Annotated in this window: 10 protein-coding genes; 3 read left to right on the top strand and 7 right to left on the bottom strand. The window is 37.2% G+C overall.

Annotation, left to right across the window (positions count from 1 at the left end; all coding sequences use genetic code 11):
* Window positions 1-96: 96 nt before the first annotated feature.
* From ACUNWD_RS20325 to ACUNWD_RS20305, 5 genes are all read right to left on the bottom strand, one after another.
* The gene (locus ACUNWD_RS20325) at window positions 97-3543 is read right to left on the bottom strand and encodes an efflux RND transporter permease subunit (protein ID WP_445589705.1); all 3447 of its coding nucleotides are present in this window, start codon (window positions 3541-3543) and stop codon (window positions 97-99) included.
* Between the two features lie 36 nt (window positions 3544-3579).
* Window positions 3580-4734: an efflux RND transporter periplasmic adaptor subunit gene (locus tag ACUNWD_RS20320; protein WP_445589704.1), complete on the bottom strand. Its 1155-nt coding sequence runs from the start codon at window positions 4732-4734 to the stop codon at window positions 3580-3582.
* 12 nt (window positions 4735-4746) lie between these two features.
* Window positions 4747-6093: a TolC family protein gene (locus tag ACUNWD_RS20315; RefSeq protein WP_445589703.1), complete on the bottom strand. Its 1347-nt coding sequence runs from the start codon at window positions 6091-6093 to the stop codon at window positions 4747-4749.
* Window positions 6083-6706, bottom strand: coding sequence for a TetR/AcrR family transcriptional regulator (locus ACUNWD_RS20310; RefSeq protein ID WP_445589702.1), 624 nt, complete (start codon window positions 6704-6706; stop codon window positions 6083-6085). Before ACUNWD_RS20310 ends, ACUNWD_RS20315 begins: the two co-directional genes overlap by 11 nt.
* A gap of 178 nt (window positions 6707-6884) precedes the next feature.
* Window positions 6885-7556 carry a 2-C-methyl-D-erythritol 4-phosphate cytidylyltransferase gene (locus ACUNWD_RS20305; protein WP_445589701.1) on the bottom strand — a complete coding sequence of 224 codons (672 nt, stop codon included), beginning with the start codon at window positions 7554-7556 and terminating at the stop codon, window positions 6885-6887.
* 106 nt (window positions 7557-7662) lie between these two features.
* Between ACUNWD_RS20305 and ACUNWD_RS20300 the strand changes: the two genes are divergently transcribed.
* Entirely contained in the window at window positions 7663-8322 is a 660-nt protein-coding gene (locus ACUNWD_RS20300; RefSeq protein WP_445589700.1) for a DUF2461 domain-containing protein, read from the top strand.
* A gap of 204 nt (window positions 8323-8526) precedes the next feature.
* Here ACUNWD_RS20300 and ACUNWD_RS20295 read toward each other — a convergent pair whose 3' ends face one another.
* Both ACUNWD_RS20295 and ACUNWD_RS20290 read right to left on the bottom strand, forming a co-directional pair.
* Window positions 8527-10179, bottom strand: coding sequence for an AMP-binding protein (locus ACUNWD_RS20295; RefSeq protein WP_445589699.1), 1653 nt, complete (start codon window positions 10177-10179; stop codon window positions 8527-8529).
* Window positions 10180-10214: 35 nt separating this feature from the next.
* Window positions 10215-11105: an aldo/keto reductase gene (locus ACUNWD_RS20290; protein ID WP_445589698.1), complete on the bottom strand. Its 891-nt coding sequence runs from the start codon at window positions 11103-11105 to the stop codon at window positions 10215-10217.
* 185 nt (window positions 11106-11290) lie between these two features.
* Here ACUNWD_RS20290 and ACUNWD_RS20285 point away from each other — a divergent pair, with 185 nt between their 5' ends.
* Both ACUNWD_RS20285 and ACUNWD_RS20280 read left to right on the top strand, forming a co-directional pair.
* Window positions 11291-11980: a DUF5020 family protein gene (locus ACUNWD_RS20285; RefSeq protein ID WP_445589697.1), complete on the top strand. Its 690-nt coding sequence runs from the start codon at window positions 11291-11293 to the stop codon at window positions 11978-11980.
* Window positions 11981-11998: 18 nt separating this feature from the next.
* A complete protein-coding gene (locus ACUNWD_RS20280; protein ID WP_445589696.1) occupies window positions 11999-13291 on the top strand; it encodes an NCS2 family permease in 1293 nt (430 codons plus the stop codon).
* Window positions 13292-13339: the final 48 nt, after the last annotated feature.

Raw genomic sequence — 13339 nt, 5'->3', positions numbered from 1 at the left:
AGATTGATAACTTTCAATCTTTTTCCCACTCTTCGCTGAAAATAAAAAGAGGCCATCTCTTTTGAGACAGCCTCTTTCACATTGTGGTATTTTGATTTAATCTTCTTCTGTAATTTCTATTGCATGTGGCCTGTTTTCATCAGGTAATACACCGAGCAATTTTTTAATACGGTAATTCAATCGTATCGTCAGCATATACATTACCGGTGCAATAAGCAGGGTAAGGAATGTAGCGAATGTCAATCCAAAAATAACCGTCCATGACATTGGTCCCCAAAATGCGACACTTTCTCCTCCTAATGAAAAGTCGGGATCGAAATGCGTGTATAAGGCTATAAAATCAAAGTTAAAACCAACAGCAAGTGGCACAAGCCCGAGAACGGTAGTGATTGCTGTTAAAAGAACCGGGCGCAGCCTGGTTTTTCCTGCCTGTACAAGACATTCGACTTCATCTTTTGGAGATAAAAATGCCTTTTCGCTATATCCTAATTCTTCACGTTTCCTTTTTCTCATCAGGTCAATGTAGTCAATAAGTACAATTCCATTATTCACTACAATACCTGCCAGCGAGATAATTCCGATCCCCGTCATGATAATGACAAATTCCATTTTGAAAGTGGCTAAGCCGAGGAATACGCCAATTGTACTGAATAATACAGTGATCATGATAATCATTGGGCGGATGAAAGAATTAAATTGTGTAACAAGGATTAATCCGATTAATGCAACTGCTACCAGAAGCGCAAATATCAAGAATTGACTGCTGTCGTCTTGTTCCTGTTGTTCTCCGGTAAATGCATAATCATAACCGTTAGGCATTTCATATTCTTCCAAAATCTGCTTAATTCGTGCATTGATGTCATTAGCATTATACCCTTCAACAACGTTTGACGAAATGGTGATAACTCTTTTGTGGTCGATGCGATTTACTTTGTCGTAGGTCGAAGAATATTCAAAATCAGCCACTGCGGAAATTGGTATTTTATTTCCTTCGACCAACAGTTTCTGGTTCATGAGTGTTGAAACATCGTTGCGATATTCATCTTTCAAACGGATGAAAATATCGTATTCATCTTCGCCTTCTTTATAATCACCGACGTCATAACCGTACAAAGAATTACGCAAAGTCATTGCAATTTTTTGAGTCGAAAGTTCATATCTGCGAGCCTTTTCACGATCCACTTTGATTAGCATTTCGGGTTGATGAACATTGATGTCCAATTTCAATTCATCAATTCCGGGAATGTTATCATTATTGATTAAGCCCATAAAGTCATCAGTGATTTTAATCAATTCCTCAAAATTATCACCAGTTACTTCAATGTTAATCGGAGCTCCAACCGGAGGGCCCTGATCTTCTTTTTCAACAAATATTTTTGCACCAACAAAGCCTCTCAGGTTTGCTGAAATTTCTTGCATGATTTTGGAGGTATTCAAACCGTCACGCAATTTGAACTCAACAAAAGAGATTGAGGTCAGCGATTTATTTGGACTATTGGTCGACTCAAACATTCCTCCTTTTCCATTTCCAACAGAGGTTGTTACTGATTTTATGATGTGTTTATACGGCTCAACAGTTTTATTGATAATCCCTTCAACTTTTCTTGAAACTTCATCTGTTTTGTCGATAGATGTTCCTAATGGAAGTTCCATGGTGACAAAGATTGTCTGCGGATCAGTATCTGGGAAGAAAACCACGCTAGGCTGACGGATTCCATAAAATATGATTGAAAAAATCAACAATAAGAACGTTCCGGTAAAATATAAAACTGGTTTCCAGCCTGTAAGTGCAAAACGAAGTTGTTTTTCATAGAAGTTTTCCAGCCACACCAAAAATCGTGTTTGAAACCAGCGAGCCAATGGCCTAAATGCAATTACATTAAGAACCATGAAAATGACAACTGTAGCCAGAATGTTACCTAATAGGTAAATTTTAGCAACGTAAAATACGATAGCAATTGCAGTAAGGATACCTGCATTCTTAAACGATTTTTGCCAATTTGCTTTTGTTCGAATATCATCAATAACCATGAATGATGCGATGAACGGAGGATTTAGTATTAATGCAACGAACAAGGATGAAGCAAGTACGATTATCAATGTTTGTGGAAGAATACCCATAAACTCTCCAACAATGCCCTCCCAAAACATTAGAGGTACAAAAGCCGCCAATGTTGTTAAGGTGGACGAAATAATTGGGAAAGCAATTTCACTCACCCCTTTCTTTGTTGCTTGTAGGCGCGAATAACCTGACCCATAAAGGCGATACACGTTTTCAACCACTACGATTGCGTTGTCAACCAACATACCCAATGCCAGAATCAAACCGTACAAAACCATTGAGTTCAATGTGATTCCAGATTGATCAAGCACGATAAACGAAATGAACATTGACATTGGAATAGCCAGTCCTGAAAATAGTGCATTTCGGAATCCGAGGAATAAGAACAATACGAAAATCACCAGGATCATACCCAGAATGATACTGTTCTCGAGGTTGGCAATGTCGTTTTTTACGTAGGTCGACATGTCATCAGTAACTACGATTTCCAAGTTTTTGGGTAGATAACCCGCGTCAACCTGATCTTTTAAAATCTTGTTTACTTTGGCGGTTGCATCAAGTATATTTGCCCCACTTTTTTTGGTTACAGCCAAACTTACAACAGGTCTGTTATCTAATCTGGAAATCGTTGATTTTTCCTTGTATCCGTCAACAACATCAGCAACGTCGCGAACATAAACCGGTTTTCCTTCATTCAGTTTGATGATGGTGTTTCTAATTTGATCCATGCTTGTGTAATCTGCTTCAGTACGGACCACACGACGTGTATTATCCGCTGTAAACTCACCTGCGCCAATAGTCACATTTTCCATTTGCAGAGCGAAAGCCAGGTCGTCATAGCTCATTCCCCGGGCTTCGAGCTTATAAGGATCAACATTAATTTGGATCTCACGATCATCGATACCACGAATATTAGCTTCTGAAATTTCAGTTAAACTTTCAAATTCGTCTTGTAAGATTTCAGCGTATTCTTTCAGTTCACGCATACTGAAATCTCCGGAAATATTAACATTCATGATTGGGAATTCGGAAAAGTTAAGGTCCATAACCAATGGATCATTTTCCAAATCACCAGGCAGATCTGAGCGGGCTTTGTCCACGTTGTCTTTGGTGTCCTGCAAGGCCTGCTTGATTTCCACATTTGTACTAAATTCAACAACAATTGTACTAACGTCCTGATACGACGCAGAGGATACTTTTTTTACCCCATCCATTCCTTTTAATTCTTTCTCAATAGGACGGGTAATCAGGTTTTCTATATCAACTGGAGAGTTTCCAGGATAAATTGTTTGTACAAAAATATACGGTATTACTATCTCGGGGAATGATTCTCGGGGCATATTGTTGTAGGAAAACAACCCAAAGAATACCAGCATACCCGTTAGAATATAGACCGTGGTTTTATTCTTTAAAGCCAGAAAAGTTGGCTTAAATTTTCGGGATATATTTTGCGAATTTTCGCTTGATTTATCTTTAACCATGCTATTATTTTTTCAACTGAAAAACTATGGACATTATTAATTTGCCTTTATTGGGGAACTATCAACAACCTGGCTAAATCCTTCCGAGATAATTTGTACTCCTGTTGCAAGACCATCTTTAACCTCGGTCATATTATTGTTGGAAACTCCCGGGTTTATATAGATTTTTTTTGCAGTTAGGAGGTTCGATTTTTTTTCAGCAATAAATGTGTATTTGCCTTTAAAATCTTCCTTTATCAATAGTGAAGGAATAACGATTGCATTTTCAGCAACATAGTCGCGAATTTTAACAACCGCTTCCAAATTAGGCTTAATTAATTTGTCCTTATTCTGTAAATCCAGGCGAATACGGAAAGTTCGGTTGTTGGGATCAATGTAATTGCCAATTAATTGAATTTTCGTTGACACATTTTTATCAATGGCCGGGAAGCTGATGAGTACTTCGTCTCCCTCGTGAATCTTCGTTAAATAGGATTCAGCGACATCAGCGTATACTTTGATTTTATCGATGTTTACAAGCTTTGCAAAAGGCATTTGAGGACTTGCAATCTGACCTTCTTTTTGGTAGATTACATCAATGATACCGTCAAGTGGCGCTTTAATTATTGACATATCTTTTTGTGCCATTAAGCTTTCCATCTGCTTTTCCAAAGATTCTTTTGTTGATTTTGCCTGAAGAAATTGAAGTTCGGAACCGATGTTTTGATCCCAAAGATTTTTTTGGCGCTCAAAAGTAGTTTTTGCCAGTTCCAGGTTAATTTTTATTTCGTCAATTGTCCGGTCAATGGGTTCCGAATTAAGCGTTGCCAAAACGGTACCTTTTGTAACCCGCTGCCCTTCTTTTACTTTTATTGCAAGTATTTGACCTGAACCTTCCGGACTTACGTTTACTTCCTGATCGGCTTCAACACTTCCGGTAACTTCAAAAAAGTGTTCGAAAGTTTGAGACGTGATTTCATTCAATACTACATCAACATAATCAACTGTAGCTGTAGATTTCAATTCTTTTTCAAGTTGAGAGATTTTAAGTTCTAAATCGTGAACCTGCTGCTTATATTCTGCCAACTGAGCTTGCTTGGACTTTTCACTATCGTTCTCTGCATTGCCAGCTGAACATGAAGCCAATACAACAATCAGAACGATTGCCATAAATTGGTTGAAAATTTTCCTGTTAGTAAATGTCTTGTTCATTGTATTAATTGTTTAAAGTTTTCCGATTGCTTTGTCGAGATTAATTTTAGAATTGAGCAGTTGAATAACCGAAGCAACCCAGGCTCCTTGTGCCTGAATATATTGGGTTTCAGTTTGAGATAGTTCGATACTGCTGCTTATTCCATTGTTGTACTTAATGGTTGTTTTGTCGTAAATTCTTCGAGCCAATTGCTTATTGTCGATATCATTTTTGTATTGATCAACAGCACTTTCAATATCCGCAATTGCGGTTAAATAATCTTTTTGTAGCGTTTGAACTGAAAGCTTTTGATTGTTCTCAGCTTGTTCGTACGAAAATTTGGCTTGTTTTACCTTTGCCATTTGCTGTCCGGCGGTAAAAATAGGCACTGAAATATTTAACCCAATCAATGAAGATTTGAACCATGGAACACTCCTTTTAAACAAGTTCGCACTATTTCCATACGATGTTTTTGACCAGTTATAAAAACCACTCACTCTTGGAAGATAGGCTGATTTTGCAAGCATAAGTTCCTTCTTGCTAAGTTGTCTTTGAGTGTCAAGCATCCGGTAATCAATATGCGACGAATAGTCAAAACCGGCAATGTGCTCTTCTTTATTTATTAAAGGATCTAAAAAATCATCTAAAGACTGAGTTAACTGAATTTCACTTTCTACATTTACACCCATGGTGTATTTTAAAACTGTTCTTGCGACCCTGATTTCGCGTGCGGCTTTGAGGATTTCGTTTTCTGCTTTTTGAACCAATAATTTCATTTGATCCACATCCTGTTCTTCGGAGAACCCATTTTCATAAAGAGCTTTCGTATCGCTTTCCAACTTTTGAGAATTACTAAGGTTTTCTTTCATTACCTGAAGATTCTCTTCGGCTGCCAGCACCATGAAGTAAGATTGAGCTACGGCATGCTTAATTTCAATGTCGGTTTTTTCTTTTGTTTGAGTGGCCATTTGAAGATAAATCTTCGCAGAGCCAACGCCAACAATATACGATCCATCAAAAATCAACTGATCAACTGTGAACCCAAAATCTGAATTATAGTCCTGTCCAAATTTCACAGGGATATAAGTTCCTGCTTCTTCACCAAAGAATTCACCAGGAATTAGAGATACCGGTAAGTTTAAAAAGTTTGTATAACTGGCGTTTCCCGAAACTTGTGGAAGCCCCATGGCTATCGTCTCCCATACCTTTTTTCGGGCTGCTGCTACATCAAGGCCACTGTTTTGAACCACATAAGAGTTCTTTAGTGCGTATTCCTGAGCCTCGCCTAAAGTAAACTTAAGATCGTCTTGGGCCTGAACAATCCCTGCCATTGCAAAAAACAACAGTAAGGTTAGAAGCTGTTTCGTCTTAATTTTCATTCTGAACATTGTTTAATTGTTGTTTAAAGTATTTAATTCCTTTTTCTGTGCAGATACCGTAAAAGTGATAGTCTAAAATCTTATCAAATAAATTCATGTCTCTCACTTCTTCTTCGTTGAATATTTCATGATCCGGGTTAAAAATGAGGAGAAAGCGGCCAACGGCTATTCTTGCCATTAGATCATTGTCAACCTCTTGTCTGAATAATCCTTCACTTTTCCCTTGTTCCATGATGGATATATTGTCCTCATAGATGCGTCGGCGTTTATATTCTGTTATTTTTTTATAGACCTTTGGATAGCTTTTCTTTAAATCGTATTCAAGATTATTATTAAAAAGTTTGAGCATTTGTGAAATGTGTTCACGAATCCAAAGTACCCGGTCAATTGCATTTAATGAAACCATGTCATCCGCATGAAAATCTTCATCCTTCATGAGATAATGATTAACAACTTGTTCGACCAGGTCGGCCTTGTCACTAAAAAGTTGATATAAGGTTTTTTTCGATATTCCCAGTTCTGAAGCCACGTCATCCATGGTCACGCTACGTATTCCGTGACGCAAGTATAATTGCCCGGTTTGTTCAATAATAAATGTTTTCCGATCATTCATGGCTGCAAATATATACTTTATTAGAACAGGGAAACTTAAATAGTGTTTATAGTTTCCGTTGTTTCTTCGTAAAAATAATATTACCGCGCAAAACTATTTAATTACTCAAAGTTTCTATGACGAGAATCGGCGAATGAAGAAATAAATCGAGGAATGAAGAACAAAAAGCGTAAACTACTTATTTTTCGGATTGAAGGAAGATTTCAGCAATCTTAAGATCCGAAGGAGTGGTTATTTTAATATTCTCAGGGTTTCCATCGATCAAGGTGATTTTGTGACCAGCAGCTTCGAAAACAGAAGCATCATCAGTGAAGTTAGTGCCGTCAATCTTTTGAAATGCCTCTTTTAGCAAGCGAATATTAAATGTTTGAGGTGTTTGCACCAGTCTGTATTGACTACGGTCTACTGCCATGTTGCTAACATCGGTAAACTGACGGATAGAATCGGTGAGCTGAATGACTGGAATTGCACAGTTGTACTTTTGAGCTCCATCCATACAATTTAGTATTGTTTGGTTTGATACCAATGGCCGTACGCCATCATGGATAAAAACAATACCTTCTTCCTCAATTAAAGAAAGACCATTGTTTACTGAGATGAAACGAGTAGTTCCACCTTTTGTGATTTTATGGGGAATATTAAAATTGTGGTTTTTACATAGTAACTCCCATTCTGAAAGTTGGCCTTCGGGAAGAACAAGGATAATTTCGATTTCGGGGTCAAATGTGAAGAACCGATTAATGGTATGCATTAATATAGGTCTTCCAGATAAAAGAAGAAATTGTTTAGGTGTTGAATCTCCCATTCTGGCACCTTTCCCACCAGCTACTATAATTGCAAACTTTTTCAACAACTCAAATGTTTGTGACAAAAGTAACAAACGATTTTAAATTTTTCCATGTAATTTTATGTTGACTTAATTATGATTTTAACACAAATCCAATAATCAAATTTCCATGAAGATATTGATGAATTTTCTAAACGAATTGAAAAAAAATAATCACAAAGAGTGGTTCGATAAGAACCGCGAAAAATACCAGGAGAGGAAAGATCAGATGTTGTTTTTAACTGAATTAATGATTCAGGAAATTGGAAAGTTTGACAGTGAGATTTCATTTATTGCTCCAAAAGACTGCTTATTTAGAATATTTCGGGATGTCAGATTTTCTAAGGATAAAACACCGTATAAAACTCATATGGGGAGTTTTATTACAAAGACAGGTAGGAAAGGGGAAAGTGCGGGATATTATATACACATTGAGCCCGGGAACTCATTTTTAGGTGGTGGGGTTTGGATGCCACAGGCTGACCGTTTAAAAGCAATTCGTTCGGAGATTTATGACAATGCGGAGGGCTTTAAAGAAATTATCAATGATAAAGATTTTAAGAAATATTTTGATTCAATTCATGGCGATCAATTGAAAACTGCTCCGAAAGGTTTTCCAAAAGAATTTGAAGATATTGAATTGCTTCGCTATAAATCATATGCCTTTGGTCGCCAAATAAATGATGAAATTGTGTTGAGAGAAGACTTCGTAAATGAAGCAGTTGCTACTTTTGAGCAACTTTATAAAGCAAATCGTTATATAAACGCTGCTTTTGATAAATGGTTATAAACATAATAACGCAAAAAAATGACGTTCATCAAAAAAAACGGGGGGTTCCCGTAAAAAAAGCATACGTTCATGTATTATTAAAAAATAGGGGGTTACTAAAGTATAATTCAAAGAATTAAAGAATAGATTAGTTTCTTCCCAATCAACCCATTTTATAAGGAAAAATTGCCGGATCATTTGAACCGGCTTTTTTTCCTTATTTTTTTATGTGTATAAGTAGCGTTTGATGTTTCGTTTTGGAGTTTTCTGAAACTCCACTTTTACGAGTTCGATTTTACTTATCTGGCTGTATTTTGGAAGTTCACGGTTTGCATGTTTTCGATTATTTTCCATTTCTGAGGTAAGAGAACCTGCATCCAAATTATCTGCTTGCACACTCTCAGGGTCAGCAAACACCAATGCAACTAGTTTACCCTCTCTTTCCGTAACCACACATTCCTGAATATATGGCAAATTTGATAGTTTAGCTTCTATCTCTTCAGGGTAAATGTTTTGACCTGATGGACCGAGTAGCATATTTTTACTTCTACCGCGGATAAATATATAATTATTGGAGTCAATTACTCCAAGGTCACCAGTGTGAAGCCAGCCATCTTCATCAATTGCCTCACGGGTTGCCTCCTCATTTTTGTAATAACCAAGCATGACGTTGGAGCCCTTAACCAAAATCTCTCCAACAATATTAAACGGATCTTCAGAGTCAATTTTGACTTCCATTCGATCTACCAGTTTCCCAGCCGATGACGGTTGAGTTGTATCCCATGCGTCATACGATATAAGCGGGCCGCATTCAGTCATTCCATAGCCAATGGTAAAAGGAAAGCCAATTTCTCTGAAAAATACTTCGACATCTTTGCTTAAAGGTGCACCTCCAATAACAATTTCAAAGAAACGGGACCCAAAAGTTTCAATCAGTTTTCCCTTTATTTTCTTTTTAAGGATAGAAGATAAAACTGGGATTTTTAAAAGGATTTTCATCACTGGTTTTTCGAGTGTGGGTAAAATCCGTTTTTTATAAATTTTTTCAATAACCAGCGGAACAGATAATATGAGATTTGGCTGGACTTCTTTAAACGCTTTAATTATAATTTGTGGTGTTGGCGCTTTGGTTAAGAATGTAATGTGACACCCCAGAGTGACAGGAAATAAAAATTCAAACAATAAACCAAAAACATGAGCCATTGGCAGGAAAGAAACTATTTTATGACCAGCTTTCAGAGGCATGTGTTCACGCGCATAGATAATGTTTGAAAGAAGGCTTCTTGCAGGAATCATAACTCCTTTGGTGAATCCCGAAGTTCCCGAAGTATAGGAGATCACACATAACGCTTCATTTTCAATTTCATTTAAGCTAAAATCTTCGGGGCTTATATTTTTAATTGCATCAACTTTTAAGCTATTGTTCCAGGCTTGTTGTGCTTTTGACTTGTTATCAACCAATAACGAAAAGTTTACAAGACTTATAACTGATTCCAATTGCTTCATCTCTGAAAAATCAATTTTTTCAAATAGCTGATCTGCTGCAAATAGAATTTTTGATGCGGAATGATTGATCATGTGATGAACATCAGACGGGTTGAAGTCTGGAAGTATGGGTACAGCAACAGCGCCATAGCCCATAATTGCAATAAAAGTTATTCCCCAATTCGATGAGTTTCTCCCCAGCAATGCAATCCGGTCTCCTTGACGAATATTGCTTTCTTTTAGAAAGATGTGAAGCTTGTTAATGATTTGAGCAGCTTCTTGATAGCTATAATTAGCACCTCCATAATCGGAAAAAATTGGCATGTCCCAGTTTTCTCTGAAAGAATTTTGATAGAACTGGGTAAGTCCTTCATTCGCAAGTTTTTGATTCATAAATTTTCAGGTTGTGAATTTGAAGATTCTTGTCGTTAAAGGTTTTTTGTTATTCTGGTGATTCGTTCTACAGAATCTTCAATATATTCTTTTTTTTCCATGCCAATTGTTATTGCATGAACTTTATTGCATTTTAAAACATAGTTTAATGATTTTTCACGAAGCTCTTCATCTTTTATTTCTCCAGCACCAAAAATTTTCATTCCTAATACGCCTTTGCCTTTTCTGGTGGCAGTTGCCAATATTTCCATAATTTCATTTGGGGAGCCGTCCATGTGAATTTGTTGGGGATTGATTCGTGCTAAAATAATGTCAACCCACGGATCAGTTGCAGCAACTCTTAGCGCATCAATGTTATGACAGGAAACGCCTACTGTTTTCACAATGCCTTTTTGTTTTTGCTCGGATAGCTGATCCCGAAATTCTTTTTTCTCGGTAACCCACTTTCCGTCCAACATGCAATGAAGTAATACAATATCAAAGTAATCTGTTCCCAGTTCCTTTTTAAACCGATCAAGAGTTTCACTTACAGGAGCAACTGTGTTCCAGTCGTTGTCAGTTGTCCATATTTTGGTCATCACCTGGCATTGGTCTCTTGGTATTTCTTTTAGCACTTCCTTTACGTAAGTATGCGTGCCATACAGATCGGCAGTGTCAAAAAACGTGACACCTCTTTCATGGGCGTATCTTGCAACATTTTTGAAAGTTTCAAGCCCGGCACGGGTGAATTCAGATTTTCTTCCCCAACTATTTGTGCCACATCCAAGGGCTAATCTCGACACTTTCAACCCTGTTTTGCCTAATTCTACCTGATCAATTTGGGAGTTTGATCCAAATGTAGTTCCTGAAAAAACCATTCCAGCAGAAACGACTGAAGCACCAGCTATTCCTGTCTTAACAAATTCCCTGCGAGTATATTTTTTCATATTAATAAAATTAGGAATTACCAATATTCAAATTAATAAAAGCAAATAGAACGGATCGTTTATCAATATACAATTAAACAATTAAATTGACAAAAGTCTCAAAGTGAATGATTTTTAATAATATCGACGTATTTGATTTTTATTATTTTTGCCCCAACTTTTACTACACTTTAAATTTTACAACAATGAAGAAATTTTTACTGATCTTATTGGTAGGTGTGCTTACCTTAGGTGCTGCGGCACAGAACCTTCAAACTCACTATGACATGGGTAAAGATAGGGGGTACTTAACAACGACCGTTGAAATGTTCCGTCCTGACAAAGCGGGTAGTACCTTCTTTTTTATCGACATGGATTACGGTGCCGGTGATGTTGATGGTGTTAGTTTAGCATATTGGGAAATTGCCCGTGCGTTTAAGTTAGGCAAATCGCCATTTGCTGCTCATATTGAGTATAATGGGGGATTTGGACAATGGAAAGCTGGTGATGCCGGTGGTGCCTACCAGATTGAAGATGCTTGGTTAGGTGGTTTTGAGTATTCATGGAATGCTGAAGATTTTTCCCGAGGTTTTACGTTACAAGCTCTTTATAAAAATATCAGGGGAAAACATGATGCTTCATTTCAATTAACTGGAGTTTGGTACCTGAATTTTGCAAATAATAAACTCTCATTTAACGGTTTTGCTGATTTCTGGCGTGAAGATTTTGTATTTGGAACTAACGAAACAAAATTTGTATTCTTAACCGAACCACAAATCTGGTATAACGTATGTGAACATTTCTCTTTTGGATCTGAAATTGAGCTAAGTAGCAATTTTGGAGGAATGGAAGGTTTTAATGTGATGCCAACCTTAGGTGCAAAGTGGACTTTCTAACCTCTAAAATGAATAACTATGATCGATAAATATTTTGGTATATCCTTACGAGGTTCTTCTTATAAGAAGGAAATTATTGGTGGAGCTACTACTTTTCTAACAATGGCTTACATCATTTTTGTGAATCCCGCTATTTTGGGTGATGCAGGAATGGATAAAAGTGCACTGATAACTGTTACAATCCTTGCTTCTGTAATTGGTACCATTTTGGCTGGTGTTTGGGCAAAAGTGCCATACGCAATGGCTCCGGGAATGGGACTAAATGCTTTCTTTACATACACCTTGGTTTTAGGTGCTGGTGTTCCTTGGCAGACTGCTCTTGGTGTTGTTTTTATTTCTGGTGTGATTTTCCTGGCTTTGACAGTTACTGGAATCCGGACTAAGATTATCCACACGATTCCTATTGCTTTACGTTTGGCTACGGGCGCTGGTATTGGTTTGTTTATTTCCTTTATCGGATTTAAAAACATGGGGCTTGTAGTTGCAAATCCTGCTACTTACGTTGGATTAGGAGAATTTACTCCAACGTTAATAATCGGCATTGTTGGTTTGATCATTACTGCGGTTCTTGAAGTGAAAAGAGTTCGTGGGGGTATTTTCTACGGGATTATTATTACAACTGGTATCGCAATAGTTTTTGGACAAGTTCAGGCACCGGAAGCGTTTGTTTCCATGCCACCATCGATAAGCCCGTTGCTTCTTGAACTTGATATTTTATCTGCATTGAGTTTTGCATTGATTGGTGCAATTTTCTCATTCATGTTTGTTGACTTGTTTGATTCGGTGGGGACCATTGTTGCTTGTTCGTACGAAGCTGGTTTTGTTGATAAAGATGGCAAGGTTGAACATGTAGATCGTATTCTTGAAGCAGATGCAGTTGCAACTGTTGCTGGTTCTTTGTTGGGTACCAGTACTACTACTACATATATTGAATCAGCGTCGGGGATTGCCAATGGAGCAAAAACAGGTTTTGCGTCGGTTATCACTGCCGGATTATTTATTTTAGCTTTGTTTTTTGCACCACTAATTGGAATTGTTCCAGGATATGCAACAGCTCCTGCTCTAATTATTGTTGGAGTATATATGTTCAAAAATATCAAGGAAATCAACTTCTCTGATTTTTCGGAAGCGATTCCTGCATTCTTAACAATCATATTAATGCCACTGACCTTTAGTATATCTATCGGTTTATCATTCGGATTTGTTTCCTATGTGATATTGAAATCGGTTGCTGGCAAGTTTGATGAAGTATCCTGGTTAATGTGGATTATTGCAGCATTGTCTGTGGTTAACCTGGTAATTGGAGTATAATAAAAAATGAGATACATTGAAAAAGGGTTGTCAATCGACAACCCTTTT

The organism is Sunxiuqinia sp. A32, assembly GCF_052690465.1.
The sequence above is the reverse complement of the archived record's forward strand: the minus strand, read 5'-3'. Positions and strand labels throughout refer to the sequence as shown.

What these genes read in the sequence shown, in the direction of transcription:
- ACUNWD_RS20325 (WP_445589705.1), bottom strand. Translation starts at nt 3,543, where the DNA reads ATGGTTAAAGATAAATCAAGCGAAAATTCGCAAAATATATCCCGAAAA.
- ACUNWD_RS20320 (WP_445589704.1), bottom strand. Translation starts at nt 4,734, where the DNA reads ATGAACAAGACATTTACTAACAGGAAAATTTTCAACCAATTTATGGCA.
- ACUNWD_RS20315 (WP_445589703.1), bottom strand. Translation starts at nt 6,093, where the DNA reads ATGAAAATTAAGACGAAACAGCTTCTAACCTTACTGTTGTTTTTTGCA.
- ACUNWD_RS20310 (WP_445589702.1), bottom strand. Translation starts at nt 6,706, where the DNA reads ATGAATGATCGGAAAACATTTATTATTGAACAAACCGGGCAATTATAC.
- ACUNWD_RS20300 (WP_445589700.1), top strand. Translation starts at nt 7,663, where the DNA reads ATGAAGATATTGATGAATTTTCTAAACGAATTGAAAAAAAATAATCAC.
- ACUNWD_RS20295 (WP_445589699.1), bottom strand. Translation starts at nt 10,179, where the DNA reads ATGAATCAAAAACTTGCGAATGAAGGACTTACCCAGTTCTATCAAAAT.
- ACUNWD_RS20290 (WP_445589698.1), bottom strand. Translation starts at nt 11,105, where the DNA reads ATGAAAAAATATACTCGCAGGGAATTTGTTAAGACAGGAATAGCTGGT.
- ACUNWD_RS20285 (WP_445589697.1), top strand. Translation starts at nt 11,291, where the DNA reads ATGAAGAAATTTTTACTGATCTTATTGGTAGGTGTGCTTACCTTAGGT.
- ACUNWD_RS20280 (WP_445589696.1), top strand. Translation starts at nt 11,999, where the DNA reads ATGATCGATAAATATTTTGGTATATCCTTACGAGGTTCTTCTTATAAG.